Annotated in this window: 21 protein-coding genes; 14 read left to right on the top strand and 7 right to left on the bottom strand. The window is 47.0% G+C overall.

Annotated elements, in window-relative coordinates; all coding sequences use genetic code 11:
• Positions 1-182: 182 nt before the first annotated feature.
• The 4 genes from FJD32_RS04400 to FJD32_RS04385 all read left to right on the top strand — a co-directional run bounded on the left by FJD32_RS04400 (position 183) and on the right by FJD32_RS04385 (position 4,729).
• Positions 183-2,267 carry a M13-type metalloendopeptidase gene (locus FJD32_RS04400; RefSeq protein ID WP_055647716.1) on the top strand — a complete coding sequence of 695 codons (2,085 nt, stop codon included), beginning with the start codon at positions 183-185 and terminating at the stop codon, positions 2,265-2,267.
• A gap of 478 nt (positions 2,268-2,745) precedes the next feature.
• Positions 2,746-3,531 (top strand): RelA/SpoT domain-containing protein, encoded by a 786-nt coding sequence (locus tag FJD32_RS04395; protein ID WP_088586707.1) that lies wholly within the window; start codon positions 2,746-2,748, stop codon positions 3,529-3,531.
• A 248-nt stretch (positions 3,532-3,779) separates the two neighbouring features.
• On the top strand, positions 3,780-4,187 hold the full coding sequence (locus FJD32_RS04390; RefSeq protein ID WP_011623923.1) for an SMI1/KNR4 family protein: 408 nt from the start codon (positions 3,780-3,782) through the stop codon (positions 4,185-4,187).
• Between the two features lie 41 nt (positions 4,188-4,228).
• Positions 4,229-4,729, top strand: coding sequence for a DUF4447 family protein (locus FJD32_RS04385; protein WP_011623924.1), 501 nt, complete (start codon positions 4,229-4,231; stop codon positions 4,727-4,729).
• Positions 4,730-4,799: 70 nt separating this feature from the next.
• Here the strand turns inward: FJD32_RS04385 and FJD32_RS04380 are convergent, their stop codons facing one another.
• Entirely contained in the window at positions 4,800-5,429 is a 630-nt protein-coding gene (locus FJD32_RS04380; protein ID WP_055647715.1) for a glutathione S-transferase family protein, read from the bottom strand.
• Positions 5,430-5,546: 117 nt separating this feature from the next.
• The gene (locus FJD32_RS04375; RefSeq protein WP_140906576.1) at positions 5,547-8,132 is read right to left on the bottom strand and encodes a TonB-dependent receptor; all 2,586 of its coding nucleotides are present in this window, start codon (positions 8,130-8,132) and stop codon (positions 5,547-5,549) included.
• Positions 8,133-8,335: 203 nt separating this feature from the next.
• Here FJD32_RS04375 and FJD32_RS04370 point away from each other — a divergent pair, with 203 nt between their 5' ends.
• From FJD32_RS04370 to FJD32_RS04355, 4 genes are all read left to right on the top strand, one after another.
• Complete coding sequence (locus FJD32_RS04370) at positions 8,336-8,878, top strand: PH domain-containing protein (RefSeq protein ID WP_140906577.1); 543 nt, start codon at positions 8,336-8,338, stop codon at positions 8,876-8,878.
• An 83-nt stretch (positions 8,879-8,961) separates the two neighbouring features.
• Positions 8,962-10,245, top strand: a complete 1,284-nt coding sequence (locus FJD32_RS04365) for an Nramp family divalent metal transporter (protein WP_140906578.1) — start codon at positions 8,962-8,964, stop codon at positions 10,243-10,245.
• Positions 10,246-10,375: 130 nt separating this feature from the next.
• Positions 10,376-10,840, top strand: a complete 465-nt coding sequence (locus tag FJD32_RS04360; protein ID WP_037422212.1) for a DUF1456 family protein — start codon at positions 10,376-10,378, stop codon at positions 10,838-10,840.
• 267 nt (positions 10,841-11,107) lie between these two features.
• Complete coding sequence (locus tag FJD32_RS04355) at positions 11,108-12,796, top strand: NAD-dependent malic enzyme (protein ID WP_023268525.1); 1,689 nt, start codon at positions 11,108-11,110, stop codon at positions 12,794-12,796.
• Between the two features lie 66 nt (positions 12,797-12,862).
• On the opposite strand, the gene FJD32_RS04350 is transcribed toward FJD32_RS04355, so the two are convergent.
• Both FJD32_RS04350 and FJD32_RS04345 read right to left on the bottom strand, forming a co-directional pair.
• A complete protein-coding gene (locus FJD32_RS04350) occupies positions 12,863-13,297 on the bottom strand; it encodes a DUF3069 domain-containing protein (RefSeq protein ID WP_037422197.1) in 435 nt (144 codons plus the stop codon).
• A gap of 23 nt (positions 13,298-13,320) precedes the next feature.
• Positions 13,321-13,848: a phosphatase PAP2 family protein gene (locus tag FJD32_RS04345; protein ID WP_037422195.1), complete on the bottom strand. Its 528-nt coding sequence runs from the start codon at positions 13,846-13,848 to the stop codon at positions 13,321-13,323.
• 114 nt (positions 13,849-13,962) lie between these two features.
• Between FJD32_RS04345 and FJD32_RS04340 the strand changes: the two genes are divergently transcribed.
• Positions 13,963-15,903, top strand: coding sequence for a GGDEF domain-containing protein (locus tag FJD32_RS04340; RefSeq protein WP_051714211.1), 1,941 nt, complete (start codon positions 13,963-13,965; stop codon positions 15,901-15,903).
• On the opposite strand, the gene FJD32_RS04335 is transcribed toward FJD32_RS04340, so the two are convergent.
• Entirely contained in the window at positions 15,893-16,702 is an 810-nt protein-coding gene (locus tag FJD32_RS04335; RefSeq protein WP_037422191.1) for a transporter substrate-binding domain-containing protein, read from the bottom strand. The two genes, FJD32_RS04340 and FJD32_RS04335, sit on opposite strands and share 11 nt — an antisense overlap.
• 162 nt (positions 16,703-16,864) lie before the next feature.
• Between FJD32_RS04335 and queG the strand changes: the two genes are divergently transcribed.
• Positions 16,865-18,046, top strand: a complete 1,182-nt coding sequence (gene queG, locus FJD32_RS04330) for a tRNA epoxyqueuosine(34) reductase QueG (RefSeq protein ID WP_037422189.1) — start codon at positions 16,865-16,867, stop codon at positions 18,044-18,046.
• 17 nt (positions 18,047-18,063) lie between these two features.
• On the opposite strand, the gene FJD32_RS04325 is transcribed toward queG, so the two are convergent.
• Positions 18,064-18,843 (bottom strand): TOBE domain-containing protein, encoded by a 780-nt coding sequence (locus tag FJD32_RS04325; protein WP_140906579.1) that lies wholly within the window; start codon positions 18,841-18,843, stop codon positions 18,064-18,066.
• A gap of 203 nt (positions 18,844-19,046) precedes the next feature.
• Here FJD32_RS04325 and modA point away from each other — a divergent pair, with 203 nt between their 5' ends.
• The 4 genes from modA to FJD32_RS04305 all read left to right on the top strand — a co-directional run bounded on the left by modA (position 19,047) and on the right by FJD32_RS04305 (position 23,196).
• Positions 19,047-19,832 (top strand): molybdate ABC transporter substrate-binding protein, encoded by a 786-nt coding sequence (gene modA / locus FJD32_RS04320; protein WP_140906580.1) that lies wholly within the window; start codon positions 19,047-19,049, stop codon positions 19,830-19,832.
• Positions 19,832-20,569 carry a molybdate ABC transporter permease subunit gene (gene modB / locus FJD32_RS04315; RefSeq protein WP_088586704.1) on the top strand — a complete coding sequence of 246 codons (738 nt, stop codon included), beginning with the start codon at positions 19,832-19,834 and terminating at the stop codon, positions 20,567-20,569. Before modA ends, modB begins: the two co-directional genes overlap by 1 nt.
• Positions 20,563-21,648: a molybdenum ABC transporter ATP-binding protein ModC gene (modC, locus tag FJD32_RS04310; protein ID WP_140906581.1), complete on the top strand. Its 1,086-nt coding sequence runs from the start codon at positions 20,563-20,565 to the stop codon at positions 21,646-21,648. Before modB ends, modC begins: the two co-directional genes overlap by 7 nt.
• Before the next feature lie 222 nt (positions 21,649-21,870).
• A complete protein-coding gene (locus tag FJD32_RS04305) occupies positions 21,871-23,196 on the top strand; it encodes a site-specific integrase (RefSeq protein WP_140906582.1) in 1,326 nt (441 codons plus the stop codon).
• A gap of 14 nt (positions 23,197-23,210) precedes the next feature.
• Here FJD32_RS04305 and FJD32_RS04300 read toward each other — a convergent pair whose 3' ends face one another.
• Positions 23,211-23,438: a helix-turn-helix transcriptional regulator gene (locus FJD32_RS04300; RefSeq protein WP_140906583.1), complete on the bottom strand. Its 228-nt coding sequence runs from the start codon at positions 23,436-23,438 to the stop codon at positions 23,211-23,213.
• Positions 23,439-23,529: the final 91 nt, after the last annotated feature.

Below are 23,529 nucleotides of genomic sequence, written 5' to 3'. Positions count from 1 at the left end.
ATTTAAGTTATGGTAATTTTTAGTTACAACTGCCAGATAATAAATCCATCTTTAAAAGTGTAATCACCTTGTTTCGATTCCCACTAAAGCATTAACATACGTTGCATTGCGCCTGAAGCAATCCCATTTAGAACCCAAATAGCCCCAGATATGGGCACAATAACAAACTCGAAGGAAACGACATGAGAAAAGTACTCATTGGGGGACTGTGTGCCTCACTTATCGCGGGCCTTACTGCCTGTAATGACAAACCAGCACAAGTTAGCGCGCCCGAAACCGCTAAAACCGCCACAGCTGCCGCTGTCACTAAAGCATTGGGTTCTGGTATCGAATTTGAAAACTTTGATAAATCAGTACGTCCACAGGACGATTTCTATAAATATGTTAACGGTACTTGGCTAAAAAAATCTGAAATTCCAGCCGATCGCACTAGCATTGGAGCCTTCTACGATCTGCGTGAAAAATCCCGTGACGATGTCAAAGCGATTATCGAAGAAGTCGCAGCTACGCCAAACCTGGCCGAAGGCACTGACGAGCAAAAAGTGGCCGATCTTTATCGTTCATTTATGGACACTGCCACATTAAACAAACTAGGTGTAACACCACTCAAAGGCGAGTTTGATGCCATCAACGCCTTAAAAGATAAAAACGAACTGGTTAAATACTTCGCCCATAGCCAGATCATGGGCGCAGGCACACCAATGGCGTTCTACATCGATATCGATGCAAAAAACTCTAGCCGTTACGCGACTCACCTGTATCAATACGGCCTAAGCCTGCCAGAAAAAGACTACTACTTTAACGAGTCAGAGCGTTTCGTTAATATTCGTAAAGCTTACTTGGCTCATATCGAAAAAATGTTCACGCTAGCTGGCCTTGCCAATCCAAAAGCCAGTGCAGAATCTATCCTCGCACTTGAAACCGCCATTGCCGCTAAACATTGGGATGTGGTTGAAACCCGCGATAGCACTAAATCCTATAACCTTTATCAAGTTAAAGATCTGCCAAGCTTAGCGCCAGATATCGACTGGACAGGCTACTTAGCGGCATTAGGTGCTGACAAACAAACCGATATTATCGTTAACCAACCAAGCTATATCCAAGGCCTGAACGAAGTCCTCAAAACGACCGAGCTAGCAACTTGGAAAACCTACATGCAATGGCAAGTGCTGACCCACGCGGCGAGCAACTTGAGCGAAGACTTCGACAACGAAAACTTTGCCTTCTTCTCTAAAATCCTTAACGGTCAAGAAGAACAAGAGCCTCGTTGGAAACGCGGTGTTGCCGCAGTTAACGGCGTATTAGGTGAAGTGGTTGGTAAAGTTTACGTGAAGCGTCACTTCGCACCTGAAGCTAAAGAGCGCATGCAAGCACTGGTTGAAAACCTACGCGGAGCCTACGGCGACAGCATCAAAGATCTGACTTGGATGAGCGATACGACTAAACAAGCTGCGGCCGAAAAATTAGCGAAATTCAACCCGAAAATTGGTTATCCAAACAAGTGGGAAGATTACAGCAAGCTGACCATCAAAGCCGATGATTTAATTGGTAACGCGGTACGCGCAAGCGAAGTTGAGCACGCTAAGTCACTGGCTAAGTTAGGTGCACCAATCGATAAAGACGAGTGGCATATGACCCCACAAACGGTTAACGCCTACTACAACCCAACCATGAACGAAATCGTGTTCCCAGCGGCCATTCTGCAACCACCATTCTTCAACATGGAAGCGGATGACGCTGTCAACTACGGTGGTATCGGTGCAGTAATTGGTCACGAAATGGGCCATGGTTTCGATGACCAAGGTGCTAAGTTCGATGGCGATGGTAATATGCGTGACTGGTGGACAGCGAAAGACTTAGAAGAATTCTCTGCCCGTGGTAAAGCCCTGATCGCACAATACGATGGTTACTATGTGTTTGACGATCTGCACGTGAACGGCAGCCTGACCTTAGGTGAAAACATCGGTGACTTATCAGGCGTGACGATTGCTTACCGCGCGTACAAAAAGTCACTCAATGGTAAAGAAGCTCCGGTTATCGACGGCCTGACTGGCGACCAACGTTTCTTCATCGGCTTCACGCAAATTTGGCGTGCAAAAGCCAAAGAAGAAGCTCTGCGTAACCGCGTAGCGACAGATCCACACTCACCAGCGGAATTCCGCGCACTGGGTGCACTGTCTAACATGCCTGAGTTCTACACCACCTATGATGTAAAACCAGGTGATGCTATGTATATCGCGCCAGAGAAACGCGTGAAAATTTGGTAATGCCAAATTAATTCAAGATTGTAGTTAACGCGACATAATCATGAAAGCGCAATGGCGCCGCTCACAATAGCGGTGCCATTTTTTTAGGTGCGAAAAATGTGAACTTAATACCAATCACATTAAATATCTAATCAGTTCAGAGCCTCACAGGCATCTCAATCCAAGGCGCATTGACGCAGAAATGGTTATTCCCTTTTAAGTCAATGTAACACGGGAGTGAGATGCCTGTGAGGCTCCCGCAGGGCGGGGTTGAACGTGCTTTATACTGCGTTTAAGGCTTTCGACAGAGCGCCACTATGCCTTCAAGCCTTCGCCTTGTCTAAAGCCCGTTTAACTCCCGCTGAATGAACAGATATTTAATACGATTGGTATAAACCAAACATGAACAAGTCTTCATCATTGATTCAGCTTTAATTAAGCCACGTCAGCCTATGGTATCCCTGTGATGTGTATCACTCCCATAAGGAAGTAGGCCGTTATGAATAAGTTGTTTCGTACCTTTTTTATCTTTCTACTCTTATTATCGACCCGCACCGGTGTAGCCAATCCTCTAGATATCAATGACAGCAGAGCCGAACGTAGCAGCTATAGCGCAAGGCAAGCTCAAAGCCATGATCTGCAAGGGCTATATGCACTAAATACCCAAACCTTCGACACACCACGCCAATCTTTAAGCTGTTTAGATAAATTGTATTCAAATGCCCCTATTGCCCAAAATGAGCTAGGTAACTTATTGCAACGAGTCACTGCGGATACACAGGCGCAGGTGATTTTGCCCGACGTAAAAAGCTATCAACGCGCCGCCGAGAAAGTCGCCAGTAAATTTAAGGGGGATGCAAGCCAGATCACCGACCTTGCCCGTGCCAGCATCGTCAGTAACAGTATCTCTGAGCTGATGCAAAGCTATTACGCCTTAAGCGAGCAAGCTCAGGTCGTAAAACAGAAAAACCGTTTCGCCGAGCCTAAAGCCTCAGGTTATCGCGACCTTAACTTACTGGTGCGTTTGCCCGAAAGCGGCATGATTGCCGAGGTCCAGTTACACCTTAAGGATATTGCCGACATTAAAAGCGGCCCAGAACACAAGGTTTATGAACAGGTTCAGCAGATTGAAGCGAATGCGATAAAACAGCAACGTGCATTAAGTGAGTTTGAAACGGCACAAATCGCTAAGCTGCGCCAAGAGTCCCATAAGCTGTATCACAAAGCTTGGCTTAACTACAAACGCGTCGATGAAAGACTGCTGCTGACTAACTCAGTTGCTTAATCACCCGTTTGTTTAATCGCTTAACTGTTTAACGCTGTACCACTTCCACTGTTGCGCTGGCTATTTGTGAAAACAGATGCCAGCGCTTTTTTTACGGAGTCACACCAGACTTAGCCCAAAGCGTCACTGCTGCAAATACGCAAACAAAAGCCGAACTATCCCAGCTACAAGCTCACTGCCCTTCCCTCGCATCCAGCCTTGTTTCCCTATATAATCCCGCGCCATAAGGCGACCCTTAAGGACATTCCATGCACGACATTATTGAGCAACTCCAAGAACGCAGTGAAACCGTACCTGTGCCACTCGAGTTACCGACATTCGAGCAGTTAGTGGAGGTTGAGGAACAGATTTTGATCCCGCTGCCACGGGAATTAAAGGAATACCTACTCCATGCCAGTGATGTGATTTATGGTGCGATTGAGCCTGTGACCGCAGCCGATCCCTATTCACACACCTATTTACCCGAAGTCACCTGCTATGCTTGGTCAATCGGCTTGCCGAGGGACTTGATTGCCATCTGCCAATTGGGCGATGACTTTTACTGTATCGATCAGGATGGCCAAGTTCATTTCTGGCAAAACGGTGACTTTACCGATACTTATTGGGAATCCTTCTGGGAATGGGTCGAAGATATTTGGCTTAAAAACAAATACTGATTTTACCGAGATTTTATATTTATCAACTTGAGAACCGCATTATGTCTAAAAATATTGGCTTGAACGCCATCGAAATGAGCTACTTACGCCAATCACTCAGCCTCAGTGCGGCTCAAGTAGGACAACTGACCAACCACAGCGAAGCCGATGTATTAGCCTGGGAAAATGCTGAGACACAGGCCCCTGAACTGGCGCAGAAAAAGCTGTTAGATCTCGACGATATTATCGAGATGCAAGTGCTCAATACCACAGACGGCATCGAAGCCTTATTTAAGAAAGAGCCTAAGCGTCACTTGGCCTTCGTGGTGTATCCAACCCAGGCCGTTTACACCCAATATAATCCGGAATTTTTAAGCTCGCTGCCGTTAACTGAGCTGTACAACACAGCGGCATGGCGCATTAAGAAAGAGTGTAAACTGGTGCTCGAAGTGGATGTTAGCTTAGTCAATCTCGATGTCGAAGCCTACAAGGCATTCCGTGAGCAAAATGGCTTAAGTGAGAGCCGTGAAAGCCGCGCGAAATGGGCGGCGACTCAGCTATAAACGCAAAATAACTTAATCAAAAGGGCAGAAGTGAATCTTCTACCCTTTTGTTTTTAATGCCTAAATCAGATTAAGCCTGCGTCGCAGCAGCGACAGCATCCATTTTGGCCAACGCCGATTTACGCGAAGGACGCGCTGCAATTCTATCGCGATACGCCGCCAATTTAGGCGGGATCTGCTGCTCAAATAAAGTGCCCCACATCAATGTATGTGCCAGCAGAATATCGGCAACCGATAAGGTGTCACCGAGTAAAAAGTCACTATCGGGCAGCATAGCTTCAGCCAAGGCCGCCGCCTTATCAAACTCCCACACAGCGCAAGGCATGATAGAAGGATGACGCTGCGCTTCCGGCAGGGCGAATTTATGCTTGCCTAGGGTCCATAGAGGCTGCTCGAGTTCGGTAATAATAAAGCTCACCCATTGATGATGCAGACCCGATGCCGCACTGCCCGCTTCAGGTAACAACTTGCCAAATTTCTCCGCCAGATACAGGCAAATAGCCGCAGACTCAGACAACACAAGATTATCATCGGTTAACACAGGCACTTTGCCACAGGGATTGAGCGTTAAGAAAGCGGCGCTTCGGTGCTCGCCCTTATTCATATCCACAAACGAAAAGGCCCACTCGGCGCCTAACTCTTCTAGCACCCAGGCGACTCGTAATGCACGGCTGCGGGGCATGCCATATAAGGTGATCATATTAACGTCCTTTTAGTGATGACTGATTAACGAGAACGAAGATACACTCTGTCGCGGCAGAGTAAAATACAAAAACGGCGCCGAAGCGCCGTTTCAAATGACTCGGCCAATGACTCATTAGAAGTTCATTGTCAGTTTGGTATAGATATAACGTCCCATAGGGTTGTGTACAGAAATCACATAACCATAGAGGTCGGTATCACCGTCACCAATCGCAAACGGTGGCTCTTCATCGAACACATTGTTCACGCCTAATGTCAGCTTAAACATCTCGTTGAAACGGTAACTACCTGACATATCAACTAATAACTGTGCATCAACCATACGAGACTTGTTGGTTTCGAAGTCTAACACGCCATCAAAGTCGATATCTGGAGTATCTTCGAATTCACCGATATAACTCAGGTTTACGTTGGCCGCGAAGTTATCCATGGTCCAGTTCGTGGTGAGTAACCAGCGATGTTGTGGGAACTTGTACTCGCCAGTGTAATCGAGACCGTCTTTTTCGAAGTTATGTAAGTAGCTGTACTCTAGACCAAACTTCAAATCACCAAAGTTATCTAACTCAAGACCATAGTGGGTTGACAGGTCAACACCCTGCACATCCTGCGAGCTTAAATTGATAAAGCTTGAGTGAATAATGCTGATAGGACCTAAGGTTTGACCCACTTGCGGTGCTAAACGCTCACACACAGTACTGTTTTGATCATTACAGTTTGCGGTGTAAATATCACCCAATGGCTGCTTATCGATCTTGTTATCTTGAGTAATGCTGTAAACATCGAATCCGATATCAAACTTCTGGCTTGGTGCCCAAATCATCCCCAAGTTCCATGTTTCTGACTCTTCGGCATCCAACTCAGAGTTACCTTGGAATTCAGTGTTGTAGTCGAGCGCTTCACAATCCACACCATCGGCGGCGCAGCGATAAGTATCGATAAAGAAGCTACTTTCGCGAGATGGGCCTAAACCGATTTGTGCTAATGAAGGTGCACGGAAACCCGTTGACCAAGAACCACGGCTCGTCAGCTCATCGGTAATCCCCCATTGGAACGCCACTTTAGGGTTAGTGGTTGAACCAAAATCGCTGTAGTGGTCATAACGACCCGCAAGTTGCAGCTCAAAGTTATCCGTCACTGGAATAGAGAACTCCACATAACCCGCGTATTGGTCACGAGAGGCCGCCGCAGAAACCGCTTCGGTACCGAAAATCAGCCCACGTTGGAATTGTTCATCCGGCACGTCGCTCACGCTTTCTTCACGGTATTCTACACCCGCTGCCATCATAGTATCGCGGTCCGCCAGCGTGAACGCTTGACCCGAAATGTTCGCCGCATATGAAGTCATGCTCGACAAACCTTGGCGGACAAGGCTAGTCGTGATGGCATCGATCACATCCTGCGAGTTCATCGTGCCACCAAAAGGATTGTAGCGGCCAGCATCGATCTCAGCTTGTAGATAATCGGTTCTGACCCAACCTTGGCTACGATCGCCAGTTTGCATCGATTCACTGCGGCCGCGTTGTACCGAGGCTTCCCAATCCCAAGTTTTGATAGTGCCACGTAACCCAGCAACTAAACGCAGGGTATCAGACTCAATATCCCAACGGCGTGCGCCCGCATCCACAGTACGGAAACGACCGATTTCAATATCTTTGCCCCAAGGATTATTAGGGTGGGTACCCGGTACAGTTAAGGCCGCATCTTCATCCAGAGGTGTGGGCGCACCACCCGCAATAGAGGAGTTATGTTGCGCCGCTAACTCGAGGAAAGCAGTTAAATCGTCATTGAAATGGTAATCGAATTGACCAATAGCCCCGATACGTTCAGCTTCAGGGATCACTAGGTTGTAAGGGCCGTAGTCGAATAGACAACTGCCGCTGGCTGTTGCGCGATCGGGCGGACAGGATGGGTCGATAGTCTTCACGCCATCAACATAAAAATAACCGGGGAAACCACGGGAAGAACGAAAATCCTCACCACCATAAGGACTTTGATCCGCAGTGCCAAAACGGCCTAAATCGGTCGCTGACAGCGTTTCGTTTTTAAAGTAATCAAGGATAATAGATGCACTGCCCTTTTCGGATTTGGTTCCCCAGACAACACTCGCAGTGGTTTCATCGTAACCCGTACCAGGGGTGTCGCCGTAACCTAAGTTAACCTCAATACCTTCGATATCTTTTTTCAAGACAATGTTGACTACGCCCGCAATCGCATCGGAACCGTAAATCGCCGACGCACCATCTTTCAGAATATCTATTCGCTCAATCGCTGAAACCGGAATGTTGTTAATGTCGACGAAGGAGTTAGTGATACCTTCAGCAAAAGCACTTGCCGCGACACGACGACCGTTGATCAATACCAGAGTGGCGTCAGGGCCTAAGCCACGTAAACTGATCGAGGCTCCGCCGTTTGCGGTCGAGTCTTGGCTGTTACCACGCGTAGAGAAAGCACCTGCACCGTTCGCAGGCATCCGCTCGAGTAACTGCTGCAGGTTGTCAAACCCCATGTTAGCAATATCTTCTTTGCCGATGGATTGTATCGGCGACGGTCCCTCAATATCGGTACGCTTAATACGAGAACCCGTCACTTCAATACGTTCAACTTTATCAGCACCATTTTCAGCTGCATAGCTAACATTCGGGGCAAACGCCATTGCGATCGCGATAGCACAAGCATTGGGTAGAATCTGAGGTCTTTTCATTTGCATTCCCTAACTTTAGTATTGTTGGAATTAATTTACTTTAATTCAACTTTTTATTAACAATATTCAAGGTAATGTGTTGTGAAACAAAGTCAATGGCCCACTGAAAAAAGTTAAACTTTTGTTACTAATAAAAACCATGTATTTTTCAGCACAAACATCTCAAGATAGTTAACAACTCACTGCATAAAATAGGGACGAAAATGCAAGAACAAACGATTCATGAAGCCGAATTTGAAGCCAACTTAGGCATGTATTGGTTACTCGCTGGGGCCGCTTACTTCACCCTAAGCATTGTAGGTATACCTTTGTTATTGCTTTGGTTTCCTATTGGCTTATGGGGGACGCGTCGCTATATCAACAATATGAGCGCGCGTCTCACCAGCAAAAAACTTATTGTGCGTAGAGGCATATTAACCCGCACCGAAAATACCGTTCCCTTAGATAAAATCACCGATATTGCCTTAATCCAAGGTCCCATAATGCGCCTAATGGGATTACATAAACTCACAGTCGAAACTGCTGGACAATCGGGAACGGGTGCCTTAATCAGTCTAGTGGGCATAGTCGATGCCCCTAGTTTTAGAGCACAGATTTTGGAGCAGAAGGAGCGCTTGAGTGACAAGCATCCGCAATCTGAAGTATTACCCGCTACAAACGATAATGCGCTACTCGGCCAGCTTGTCGAAATAACCGCCAGTTTAAAACGTATCGAAGGCTTACTCGCATCCAAACACGATGCTTAACAGTTAATTCGATCCAAATTTAGAATGTATGCATTAATATCAAACAGATAAATTTTCACCGATAAGGAAGTACGCACCACGCCATGGACAACTCTGAAGTTAAACCACTCTCCATCAATTGGACTGCACAGCTCGCCCTTGGCATACAAGCAATGGGGCCCGGTGTGTTAATGGCCGCCGCCGCGATAGGGGCTTCACATTTAGTATCATCCACTCGCGCCGGCGCAGAATTTGGTTGGCAATTGGCTTGGGTCATTCTTGGCGTAAATTTGCTGAAATACCCCTTCTTTGCCGCGGGTGCGCGCTACACCGCCGCTACGGGCGAAAGTTTACTGCATGGATATCTTAAGCAAGGTCGGGGTTATCTATGGCTATTCACAGGCCTCAATGTGATAGCCTCTATCGCCAGTACCGCGGGAGTTTGCATGTTAACTGCCGCCATGCTCACCCAGTTTATCCCCTTACCTATTGATGTGTTGGCGCTGTTGGTGCTAATAAGCTCACTGTTGTTATTGATTTTAGGTCACTATTCATTGTTGGACAGGCTAACTAAGATCATCATGTTTGCCCTGACACTCACCACATTAATCGCCGTCACCTTGGCATTAGATCATGTAAAACCGCTAGCAAGCCAGTTTATATCCCCCTCTCCTTGGCAGTGGGCCCATGTAGGATTTTTAGTCGCCATGATGGGCTGGATGCCTGCACCGATTGAAGTCAGCGCATGGAATTCATTGTGGTTGCTGGAAAAACAAAAGACTTCACTGGTAACACCATCCCAAGCTCTGCTCGATTTTAACTTAGGCTATATCGTCACCGCCCTGCTGGCAGTGGTCTTTCTAGCCTTGGGCGCCCTGGTAATGCATGGCAGCGGCGAACATTTTTCTGAATCCGGTGCCCAATTTGCAAATCAGTTAATCAACTTATATAGCCAAGTCATGGGCGGTGAAAGCCGCTATTTGATTGGCATAGTGGCGTTTTTATGTATTTTCAGCACCACTGTCACCGTCATCGATGGCTATAGCCGCACCTTGAACATGGGCTGGCAACTACTCGCTCGCGCAACAGTCACCGAAGTCCAGTCGGATAAACGCCTGACAGGCATCATGCTCAGTGTCAGTGCGTTAGGATTATTATTAATCCTGTTTTTTAAGGGCGCACTGCTGCCATTACTGGAGTTTGTGATGATCTTGGCCTTTATGACCACAGTGGTCTTTGCATGGTTAAATTATCGCTTAATGACCAGCAGCCAACTCCCAGAAGCTGACCGCTACGGCACAAAAATGAAATGCCTCTCTTGGATAGGCTTAAGTTATTTACTTATTTTTGCCGTACTTTTTATTTACTGGTACTGGGTAAAGGCCTAGCAGGTGTTCAACGCTAGCGTGATATTAATGATTAACACCACAAATGCTGCTGAATCCTGCATCTTCAGGTTGTTTGGGTATATACTATCTGCTCTTAAACCAGACTGCGCAGCCGCGCCTAGAGATGACCATGATAAACAATGATATTTTGCGCCGTTTGCGCTTCGTATTCGATTTTAGCAACGCCAAAATGATTAAGATTTTTGCCAAAGTGGGTAGAGAAGTCTCCACCGAAGAGATGATTAACTTACTGCGCAAAGAAGAGGAAGAAGGCTATAAGGCCTGTAACGACACCACCCTATGTCAGTTTTTAGATGGTCTAATCATCGAAAAGCGTGGTCTACGTGAAGGTGCTGAAATTCCTAAACCGGTATCAAAATTAAACAATAACTTAATCTTCAAAAAATTACGTGTTGCCCTCGAAATGCGTGAGGAAGATATTGTGGCCACCCTAGCGCTCGCCGAAGTGCAAATGTCTAAATCTGAATTAAGTGCCCTGTTCCGCAACCCGGACCATAAAAACTTCAAAGCCTGTGGCGATCAGATCCTGCGCAACTTTATCCGTGGCTTATCGCTAAAATACCGCGGAGTCTAATGTTTCTTCCGCTTAAAATAACAAACGCAGCCTTGGCTGCGTTTTTGTTTTTATCTCGCCGTTAAACAAGCTTTCGCTTGGCAGATGTATTTACAATCAATTAACAGAACTCTGTTTTAAACAGTAAGAATTGCCTGTGCTGCAAAAAAAGCCACAAATAGCGCACGACACAGGCAACAAAGATCACATTTCGTGATAACCTTACGTGACCTATAGCACGTCTCAAGCACGTACCGAACCACTTAAACAATAACTCAAAGGTTACCCATGGACGATAATAAACGCCCCCTCTATCTTCCGTTTGCAGGACCTGCCATTCTTGAAGCGCCATTGATTAACAAGGGCAGTGCATTTTCTGAAGAAGAGCGTATTTTCTTTAACCTCGAAGGCTTAGTACCCTATGCCATTGAAACTATTGAAGAACAAGCATCGCGCGCCTACGATCAGTTCAGAAGTTTCAATAACGATCTCGATAAGCACATTTATCTGCGCAACATTCAAGACACCAACGAAACCCTGTTTTATCGTTTAGTGCAAAATCATATCAGCGAAATGATGCCAATTATCTACACCCCAACGGTAGGTTTGGCCTGTGAGCGCTTCTCGAAAAACTATCGCCGTAACCGTGGTCTGTTCATCTCCTACCCAAACAAAGACAGAATTGACGACATCCTCAATAACTCAACTCGCCAAAAAGTAAAAATCATCGTTGTGACCGACGGTGAGCGCATCTTAGGCTTAGGCGACCAAGGTATTGGTGGCATGGGGATCCCGATTGGTAAATTGTCACTGTACACCAGCTGTGGTGGGATCAGCCCCGCATACACACTACCCATTACCTTAGACGTAGGTACCGATAATCCACAGTTGCTGGAAGATCCTATGTACATGGGTTGGCGCCATCCACGTATTGGCGGCGAAGAGTATGCCGAGTTTATCGAAGCCTTTATGCAAGCCGTGCATGTACGTTGGCCAGATACACTGATCCAATTCGAAGATTTTGCCCAAAAGAATGCGATGCCAATCCTTGAGCGTTATAAGGATCGCTACTGCTGTTTTAACGATGACATTCAAGGCACCGCCGCTGTGACTGTGGGTTCATTACTCGCCGCCTGTAAAGCCGCGGGCACTGAACTTAACAAACAACGAGTTGCCTTCTTAGGTGCGGGTAGCGCGGGCTGCGGTATTGCCGAAGCCATCGTTGCGCAGATGGTGTCAGAAGGTATCAGCGACGAGCAAGCCCGCAGCCAAGTCTGCATGGTTGACCGTTGGGGCCTGCTGCTAGACAACATGCCGAACCTGTTGCCATTCCAACAAAAATTGGCTCAAAAATGTGCCGATATCAGCAACTGGAATAACTTCAGCGATAATATTTCACTGCTCGATGTGGTCAATAACGCTAAGCCAACGGTACTGATTGGCGTATCGGGCGCACCGGGTCTATTTACCGAAGAAATTGTTCGTGCAATGCATAGCCACTGCGAACGTCCAATTATCTTCCCACTGTCGAACCCCACCAGCCGTGTTGAAGCGACGCCAAAAGACATTCTGCACTGGACGTCTGGCCAAGCCTTAGTGGCAACGGGTAGCCCGTTCGAACCTGTGGTTGTTGATGGCGAGACCTATGAAATCGCGCAATGTAACAACAGCTTTATCTTCCCAGGCATTGGTTTAGGTGTACTCGCCTCGGGTGCCCGCCATGTCTCCGATGCGATGTTAATGGCATCGAGCCGCGCGCTCGCCGAATGCTCACCGTTAGCCATTAATGGCTCAGGGCCACTACTGCCAAAACTGGAAGATATTCACTCAGTGAGTAAGCATATTGCGTTTGCCGTCGGTAAAGTAGCGATTGAACAAGGACTATCCTTGCCTGCGAGTGATGAGCTGCTGATGCAATCTATCGAAGATAATTTCTGGAAGCCAGAGTACCGCCGTTATAAGCGTACTTCTTTCTAATTTCAGACATTATTCCAATAAAAAGCCCGTCAATCGACGGGCTTTTTATTGGGTAAAACTCACAGCTTAAGGCGCCATCACCTGTTTAAAGCTATTGAGCATAGAGCGATCGGTGCGGGCCTTTTTCAACTTACGCAGGCTTTCTTTGAGCGACTCATCGGCCAAACGGGTAAATATCCCGTTGTATTCCTTCTCGTTAATCGCTTCGTCCGTATCCGCCTGCTCAGAAATCTCCTGTGCAACACGGCTGAGTTGCAACCAAGCATTAGCGATATAAAAACCATGGAATTCAGCCTGTGGCATTAAATTACGCGCACTGGCGGGTAACGCATCCCACGCTTGGCTAAATTTAGTTTCTCTGTCTTCTAACAGCTCGGCACATAAACCTTGATAGGCCGCTAATAGGCTCTCGGGCAATTTCGCCATAGGTAACACTTTATTGGCAACATTGTAAGAAATGCGCTCGGCAGTTTCGCGATACTCAACTGATACTTCAGCCATAATGACTCTCTTTTATAAACAACTTAAAATTGACCGCTAATATATAAACCATAAACCCCATTATGGGCTAACGGTGTCACTGTGATCCCTTTATAGGGCTCAGTAAAATACCAACCCGCCAGTGCACCAATCGCAGCGCCGGCGAGGACATCTTCTAAATAGTGCTTATCGCTCTCGACTCGGGTATAACCCACATAAGTCGCAGCAAGATACGCCGGCAGACCATATTGCCAGCCATAACGCTGCTGAATAAACGTGGCTGCCATAAAACTATCCGAGGTGTGTCCGGATGGGAAAGAATCATCACTACTGCCATCGGGTCTATCCTTATTGACACCCAGCTTAAGCCCTTCGACTATGACTCGGCTCGAGACTGCTGCTTTAAGTAATTGCCATGAGCCTTCATTACCCTCTTCATAGAATAGGGTCGCGCCCAAAGCCGTCGCCGGCAGGAGTAAATGAACCACATCGCCCGAGGTCTCGATATCATCCGAGTTTGCCCAACTCGCTCCCGTGAACAGTAACAGTGCGGCACAGAGTAATTTTTTCAAGAGTTTTCCTTATTGGGTGAGATCCAAGGCGACGTTTATACCTTGATAGCGGAATGAATGCAAAAATTGCCAATACACAATGTAAACAATTAGTGAAAAACTTATGTTAGGATAATAGTTAGCTATCTGTTTCAAAGTGAACAGGAAATCTATCTCTTGCGATATTGCCGACGATTCTTTGCCATAGCACTACTCCTCTTCACTGGGCAAGCATACCTAGCTTTAGCTGAAGAGCCGCCACAGGTCGAACAAATATTCAAATTATTTGATAGCGGCGAGACAATGTCCCGTGAAGCCATCGAGAAAAATATTGCTTTACTAGAGCAGTACATCTCAAGTGATGATATAGAACGTATTGAAAAACTGAACCAAATCAAGTGCTGGAGCCAACCTTCAGATGATGAAGGCCAAATAACTAACGCGCTTAATTATGCCGAGCAAATGCTCTCACATATTCCATCTACCGCTTCGGCCCATTTTATTACCGATATAACCCTTTGCCATGCTTGGTTTTTACAGCTAAGTGGTGATATTAGCGGAGCTATGGAAGGTTATAATAAAGGCGTGAAAAGCGCATACGCGCATGAAGATATAAAACTCATTGCCGATGCCCGCAGTCTTCGTGGAGCACTACACTCCTATATTGGTGACTTTTCAGAGGCATTAGACGATCTTGTCACCGCCCAAGGGCTTTATGAATCATTAAATCTCACAGGCTGGGCCAATATAAACTTGACCGATATTGCCACCAGCTTTAGACGCTATGGCGACCCTGAAAGCGCAATAAAATACTATCAAAAACTCAAAGAGTTATATTTAAAAAATGGCAATATGGATCAAGTTGCTGGTGTAACTTCAGATATTGGACTCGCCCTAGATGAAATAGGGGAGCATGAGCAAGCAATAGAGAACTTTCGCTTTAGTTACCAATATTTTAAAGATCACAAGTACAAGCTTGTGGCTGCAATAAATGCAACGAATATTGCCTACAGTCTTATTCAATTAAACCGGTTACAGGAAGCGGAAAACTATTTAAAGGAGGCTGCACTCGACATTACAGAGAAAGAGCCCGGAGCTTATAGTTTTATGAAGCTGTTTATGGCAAAAATCCTTTTTCAACAAGCTCTTTACCCAGAGGCGCTAACTGAACTAGCCTCAGCCGAAAATGCTTTTCGGACCATGCATAATGACCGTGGTCTTGTTCAACTGTTACAACTCAAGAGTGATATCTATGCTGCGATGGGGGACTTACAGCAAGCCTACTATACTCTGCAGCAATTTGTTGATCTAACGAAGAAAGTTGATAACAACTCCACGGCTCACCAGACAACGGAATTAAAAGTAAAATTTGATACCAGTAGGATCGAATCTGAAAACAAGCGATTGATTGATAACCAAAAATTAAAAGAGCAAGAATTAGCCTTGCTCGAAAAAAATAAGTCACTACAGCTTATCATTCTGCTGTTGACGGGCTGTATTTTGGGCATAGTGTCGCTATTTGCCTATAAGCAAGTGCACAGAAACCGCCAACTACAAACCATCGCCTTAACCGATTATCTCACCCAATTGCCTAATCGCAGGCATATATATGCCCAAGCAGAACAGTATTTTCAGCAAGCGATTAAACAGCAAATGCCTTTTTCGATCATCATCTTCGATGCCGATCATTTTAAAAAAATCAACGATAACTTCGGCCACGAAATTGGCGACCAAGCACTTTTAACCATAGCCCAGGCCTGCAAAGAATTTGCCGCGGACCGCAATCAAGTCGGCAGGATCGGCGGTGAGGAGTTTTTGATCTTATTACCCAATACCAGCGCTGAACGCGTTTGGGAGCTGGCCCATGAATTACAAAGCTTAATCAGCCGTTACGGCACCATTAATTTACCGGAAGAGTTAAAACTGACCGTCAGTGCAGGAGTTGCCACCTTATGTCCAGAGACAAAGCCTCAAGATGAAAGCTTTGCCCGTTTACTGAAACGGGCAGATAGCGCGCTGTACGAAGCCAAAAATGCCGGAAGAAACTGTGTTAAAGCTGCAGAACTTACCTGCTAGCTGAATTATTTTTACGCCAAAAAATCTGATTGTCGAGGGGGGGCTGCAGTGCGCCAAACCATTTTTGATAGACCTTTGCAAACTCCCCTGACTCTTTTAGCTTTTCTAACTCAACTTGCCAACGCTGCACAGTCTCGGCAGGTGTCCCCTTCGAGAAAGCAAGATAAAGATGGATTTCAGCGATAATATAAACAGGTTTAATAGCCGACTCCTTCGCCCCAACATCTTCAAGTATATGCTTTACCGCCAGATCAGCCTGACACCAGAATCGTATCCGCGAAAACAACAGCTGTTTAGCCGATTGCTGTGGAAAACTTGCCACTAAGAGGGCATTAACTCCCTGCTGTTGCAACAGTTGTGCCCCCACAGACTCTCGATACACACCAACGATTCCCGCCGTATTCACATCTAACAAGTGATTGATGCTGATAGGATCGTCCGCTCTGGTGTAAAGAGTAATGTTGCTAGTCGCGATGGGGCCAATAAAATCAAAATTGGCTTCCCGCTCATCGCTAATAGATGTCGCAAACAGCAGCACATTTGCCGTTGTACTCGCGATCGAATACGCCCGCGCCCAAGGCAATACTTCAATTTTTTCTTGCTGTCCAAGGCGAGCTTGCAGCATATTCACCAGTTCCACCCCAAAACCAGTGGGTACACCATCTTGCTCAAAACTCATAGGCGGCCAAGCTTCTGTGACTAAACGCACTGGAGCGGCTACCGCAAAGCTTAGCCCTGAATAACCTAAGCTCACACCTAATAACAATCGATAGCAGTACTTGGAAATGGCGGATAACATAGGCAAGGCCGAAGGGGAGGTTAATCTTAATCATAGATCTAATTTACGCACAGAAGAAAGTAACAATTGCTGTTTGGCTTAAATCCCCGAAACACTAAACTCGTCCGTAGCGGCTTAAAACTGCTATCATAGAGCCATCTTATTAAGTTCAACGCAGCTTCCATGTCAACCACAGCAACCTCTCCCGCCAATATTCCCGACGCAGCAACACTTAGTCGTCTTGCCATGCAAATCAAGAACTGGGGAAAGGCGCTCGGTTTTGCCCAAATAGGGATTTGTGACACCGATTTAACCGCGGAAGAAGCTAAGTTGGAAGCGTGGTTAGATAAAGGATATCACGGAGAAATGGCCTACATGGCTACCCATGGCATGATGCGCGCTCGCCCCCATGAATTGCATCCAGGCACAGTTCGAGTGATTTCAGCACGGATGGATTATTTGCCACCGGAGGCGGGCTTTGCCACTAACTTAGCTTCACCGAATATGGGCTATATCTCGCGTTATGCGGGCGGCAGGGATTACCACAAACTCATCCGTGCCCGCTTAAAAAAGCTGGGCGATCAAATCAGTAGCGAGCTTGTCGCCTTGGGGTTTGATGCCGCCGACTTTAGGCCCTTTGTCGATTCTGCCCCTGTGCTGGAACGTCCACTCGCCGAAAAAGCTGGCATAGGTTGGACAGGTAAGCACTCACTTATCCTTAATCACGATGCCGGTAGCTGGTTCTTCCTCGGAGAATTGCTGATCAACCTGCCCTTACCCGTAGACATTCCGATTCAAGAAGACTGCCACACCTGCGTGGCCTGCATCACCTCCTGCCCGACAGGCGCCATTGTTGAGCCTTATACCGTGGATGCTCGGCGCTGTATTTCTTATCTAACAATCGAATTGCAGGGTGCCATTCCAGAAGAGTTTCGCCCTTTGATGGGCAATCGCATTTACGGTTGTGATGATTGTCAGTTGGTGTGCCCGGTCAATCGCGAAGCACCACTGACCCTGGAGAGTGATTTCCATATTCGGCCTAAGCTCAAGCAGCCAGAACTGCTTACCTTATTCGCTTGGAGCGAAGCCGAGTTTCTCAAACAGACCGAAGGCAGCGCTATTCGCCGTATTGGTCATCAGCGCTGGCTACGCAATATCGCCGTAGCACTCGGCAATGCGCCGAGTTCGCCACAAATCATTGCCGCCCTCGAGCAACGTAAAGCCCAAGCGGATATCGATGATATGGTGAAAGAACATATCGATTGGGCCCTAGCGCGGCAACATGCGGGCGGCTCACAAGCCAATAACCGAAAAACCGAACGACTGGTTCGGGTCATTCAAAAAGGCCTGCCACGGGATGCCTAGCATCCTTGCTGCATGCTTTAATTCATACTGGCAACAATCACTTGCGTGGCATCAAAACAGGCAAAGCATGGCTCGCCTACTTTGAGCGTTTGAATATCGGCCAATGGCATCACCGAATAGATAATCTCTTTACCGCCAATTTCTATGGCTAGTTCAGCCTTATCGGCAAGTTCAGTCACACTCAGTAAGTGCCCACTGACGCAGTTTTGCCCAATGCTCTGGCAGGCATAACGACTGGCCGTCACTGCGGGTGCCTTAAACAACAATAAAATCGATTGGTCCAAGGCTAACTGCAGACGCTCAAAACTGGCATGGGTCACTGAGATTTGGATCTGTTGCCCCCCCGCCAATGTCACCTTCAGGCTGTCATTCAAACCGAGTGACTCAATGCTGTGGATACGCCCCGTTAACTGGTTGCGGGCACTGGTTTTAAGGGAGAAATGCGCCATCACATCCAACAAACTGTGCATATCGACCGAATCATCCAGCAACGCTGACAGCGCCATTTCCTGCACCTGCGAGGTGATGGAATACACCTTAAGTAAACGCTCACCAAACTCGGTAAGTTTGGCGCCACCACCGCCCTTACCCCCCTTTTCGCTGCTGACGACGGGCTCGGGCATAGTGGTGTTCATCTCGTTTATTGCATCCCACGCGGCCTTATAGCTGATCCCCGCCAACTTAGCGCCCTGGCTGATAGACCCAGTATTAGCCACTTGGCGTAGCAAAGCTATCCGCCGAGGATTGGCGAAGGGTTTGTCCCCCAATGACAATGTCAATAGTGCGTGTAAGTCCATGTTCCTGCGCGCCTTAGCTTAAGTGAATGCTATTGTCCCCGATCAATCTTGAGATACCAATACGTACGGTCGGAATTCTCCGCCGAGGTATTAGCGTTTTCGCCAATAAACCGAGCCGAGATCACTAATTTACGCATCGGGACTTGAATGATCGATATGTAGATTGGTATATATCGATATACTTTTTATCACGGAGGAACATCATGAGCTCGCTCAAACACTTTTTACGCTTTACCACAGCCTCAGTCGTTGGCTTAGCCCTCAGTTGCAGCATCAGCTTTGCCGCAGACAAAGAACAAGTGACGGTTTTTGCCGCCGCATCCCTCACGAATGCGCTTAATGAGATTGGCCAGCAGTACGAAAAGGAACATCAAACGAAAGTGATTTTCTCCTTCGCCTCCTCCTCAACGCTCGCCAAACAAATCGCTAATGGTGCGCCCGCCGATCTGTTTATCTCCGCCAACCAAAAATGGATGGATTACCTCGTCGAGGCCAAGGCGGTCAATGCCAATAGCCGCATTACCCTGTTAAAAAATACCTTAGTGCTGATTGCCGAAAAGAATAGCCCAGTAGACCAAGTCACCCTAAACAGCGATTGGGATATTAAGGCCGCGGTCAATGGCAGCCGCTTAGCGGTGGGCGACCCAGATCATGTCCCAGCCGGACAATACGCCAAGCAAGCGCTTGAAAACCTGAATCTTTGGAAAACCGCCGAGCCACTGCTGGCGAGAGCAAACAATGTCCGCGCCGCTCTAGCATTGGTAGAACAGGGCGAAGCACCGCTTGGTATCGTGTACTCGACCGATGCCAAAGTCGCGCAAAAGATTAAAATTGTGGCAACCTTCCCCGCCACCAGCTATAGCCCGATTGAATATCCCAGCGCCTTAACAAAGCAGGAATCAACCGCCAGCGCTAAAGACTTTAATCAATACCTTCAAAGCTCAAGTGCAAAAGCAGTATTTGAAAAATATGGCTTTGGAGTGAACTAGTGCTGAGTGATGTTTTAGTAAGTGGCTCGCTGTTTAACGGGCCACTGCTCAGCGAATACGAAACCGCCGCGCTACTGCTGAGCCTCAAAGTCTCGGCGGTTGCCGTGCTCGCCAGTTTACCCTTAGGCATTTTATGCGCTTGGTTGCTAGCGCGCGTGGAGTTTCCCGGTAAGGCTATCTTCGACAGTCTCCTACATCTCCCACTGGTGTTACCGCCCGTGGTGGTGGGTTACCTGCTGCTCATCAGTATGGGGCGTCAGGGCGTAATCGGGCAGTGGCTCTATAACTGGTTTGGCATAAGTTTTAGCTTTAGCTGGCGAGGTGCGGCACTCGCCGCCGCAGTGGTCTCCTTTCCTCTGATGGTCAGAGCCATACGTCAATCCTTCGAAACCGTTGATATTCGCCTCGAACAGGCGGCGCGCACCTTGGGAAGCAGCCGCTGGCGGGTATTTTTGACCATTACCCTGCCACTCACCTCGCCCGGCATAGTCTCTGGGATGATCATCGCCTTTGCCCGCAGCCTAGGGGAATTTGGCTCGACAATTACCTTCGTCTCTAATATTCCCGGCGAAACTCGCACCATTCCGCTGGCCATGTATTCCTTTATCGAAACACCGGGAGCGGAATATCAGGCAATGCGCCTGTGTATCATCTCGATAGTAATAGCCCTGGCTTCTTTGCTCGCCTCCCAATGGCTCACGAAAAAAGCCCTCAAAAGAACGGCAAGTGTATGTTAAACATCAATATTGAAAAACAACTCGGCCAACTACAACTTAAGGTGAACACCCAGTTACCTTTACAGGGCGTCACCGCCGTATTCGGCCGCTCAGGAGCGGGCAAAACCTCCTTAGTGAATTTACTCGGCGGATTAACCACGCCAGACAAAGGCGAGATTAGCTTGGGCGATACACTATTGTTCAAGCATAAAACCGTTAATCTGCCCTCTGAAAAACGCCGAATTGGCTATGTCTTTCAAGAAGCGAGATTATTTCCCCATTACAGTGTGAAGGGCAATCTCACCTATGGAATGCGCTATAAAGCACCTGAATTGTTCGACAAAGTGGTCTCGCTACTGGGTATAGAAAAACTTTTAAGCCGCTATCCCAGCACACTGTCTGGCGGTGAAAAACAACGGGTCGCCATTGGCCGAGCCCTACTCATCTCGCCGCAAATGCTATTGATGGACGAGCCCTTAGCTTCCCTCGATTTACCCCGAAAACGCGAATTGCTGCCTTACCTACAAACCCTAGCGCAGGAATTGAAGCTACCAATCGTCTATGTGAGCCACAGCTTGGATGAAATCCTACAACTTGCCGACCATATGTTGGTGTTGCATCAAGGAAAAATGATCGCCCAAGGACCGCTAACACAGGTATGGAATAGTGAACAAATGCGCCCCTGGGTACCATTGCAGGAATTAAGTTCGCTGCTGAGCGCCAGAATCTCCGACAGACATCCTGATTATCCAATGACCAGACTGTTGATGGATGACGGCAATCAGCTCTGGGTCAGCGGCCAATTGCCGCCCACCCATAAACAGTTAAAGGTGCGCATTCAAGCGAACCATGTTTCGGTTTGCACTGAGGAGCCTAAAGGCTCGAGTATCCGTAACTTACTCAAAGGAAAAATAAAAGAGCTCTACCCCAGCGATAATGGCGAGCAAATTCAGCTTAAAATTGCCCTAGGTAAAGACGAACTGTGGGCCAACATCACCCCATGGGCTTGTGACGAGTTACAACTAACTCCCGGCAAAAATATCTATGCCCAAATCAAAGGCGTGACTATGACGCAAATGGATATTGCTGAGTCCCACTGAGTGGAATATTTAGCGCAAAATTCAGACACAAAAAAACCGACTCTAGGTCGGTTTTAATCCCTTTGAAGGGATGGTACCAGAGGACGGACTCGAACCGTCACGCTTTTAAGGGCGGCGGATTTTGAAAAGATAGTGCTTAAAACCACTTTTATTTTTCAGCAAGTTACGACATCATTATCGCACTTTGCAAATTCTTTGCAAAACCCACATCAGACGCTGACCATGAGCAAACAACTCGAACGACACGATATTTCAGACGAATTATACGTCTATAAGCAGGATAATAGCGAGCGTTGGTACGCGCGGATTAAAGTTGCTGGCAAGTGGATTGCTAAAGCCACAAAGCAAAAGGAAAAAGAGAAAGCCATAGCCATGGCTCACCGCCTACAAGTGGAATTCGAGTTCATGGATGAACATAACATTATAGTTAGCTCTAAACGTTTTCGTGACGTAGCAGATAAAGTCATTCAAGTTATGAAGGATATAATCGAAAAGGATGAAGAAAAAGACAAAGACAAAGACAAAGACAAAGACAAAGACAAACAGAATCCAAAAAAGCACAAACTAACAACCTACATTCAGGTACTTCGCAAGTACCATATCCCCTTTTTCGACCGAACTTACATCACCTCTATCGACAGTGACAAGCTACGTGAATTTGATAAATGGCGAATAGAGCAATTCGGCCGTGAGCCAGCAAAGTCGACGCTACTGAACCACAATGCTGCCATGCAGTTAGTGTTCAAAGAAGCTGTCGACAACAAGTGGATGCTGGCAGCCCAAGTGCCATCTCTATCGACTAAAGGTGCTGAGTCACAGCGACGTGCACACTTCACACCAGAAGAGTATGAAAAAGCCTTTGATGCAGTGGTTGCCTTGGAGGAAAACAGCCGTAAAGAAAAGACCAGACAAATCCGTGAATTGCTCATCGATTATATGGAATTTGCTGTCTACACAGGTATCAGGGCTGGTACTGAAATGGATAATTTAACGTGGGGCGATATCCGCTTCCAGACCAATGGCATTGCTGTTCAGTTCTTTATCACCGTCACCAAGGGCAAAACCATAAAGCATACTGGCACTCGTGAGATTGTGTGCCGTGAAGAGGTCCTGTCGAGCTTACAATCATTGCGCGAACGATTCCCAAACCGGAAGCCCACAGACAAGCTCTTCCGTTTAGCCGATGGAAACACAACTAATGAGCTAACGAAGACCTTTGAAAAGGCGTTGAAAAACGCAGGTTTAAAGAACTCCCCACATGGTGATAGGTCACTTTACTCCTTACGTCACAGTTATATCACTTGGCAACTCTTAGCGGGGGTCAATATGGAAGTCTTGGCGAAACAATGTGGTACTAGTGTTGCAATGATTGAAAAACACTATAGCCATGTAATCCCTAAGATGTTCAGTAAGGAGTTGTCTGGTGTTGACCTCGGTGAAGTAACAGTCAAAAAATCGATTAGAAAACGCAGTGATAAGCACCTTAATATATTGAAGGAAAAGTATAAAGAGTGGGAAGCACACTACAAAAAAGTGGGTTGTATTTAAATATAAAACAACGCTTAAACTCTAAGAGATGCACGAGTTGGTAACAACTCATGCGGCTCACAGTCGAGCACGTCTGCAATCTTATACAACATGTCAAGCGTTAAGTTTACCTCAGCTCTTTCTATACGGCCGATGTAACTACGGTCAATTTCTGCCCTTAACGCTAACTCATCCTGAGATAAGCCCCTGAGCTTTCTCATTTTACGCATCGCATGACCTAATTCAGTCGCTAAAGTTTTCATAGTGTCTCCTTGATCACAAGGCAACCACTATGTGAATTTGCTTACCAACTAACCACGGATTACAATCTGCATTTGATGCTTATAGTCCTCT

Origin of the sequence: Shewanella sp. LC6, assembly GCF_006385735.2 — a bacterium.
In the GTDB taxonomy this organism is placed as follows: domain Bacteria; phylum Pseudomonadota; class Gammaproteobacteria; order Enterobacterales; family Shewanellaceae; genus Shewanella; species Shewanella xiamenensis.
This window is presented reverse-complemented; position numbering and strand designations above follow the sequence as displayed.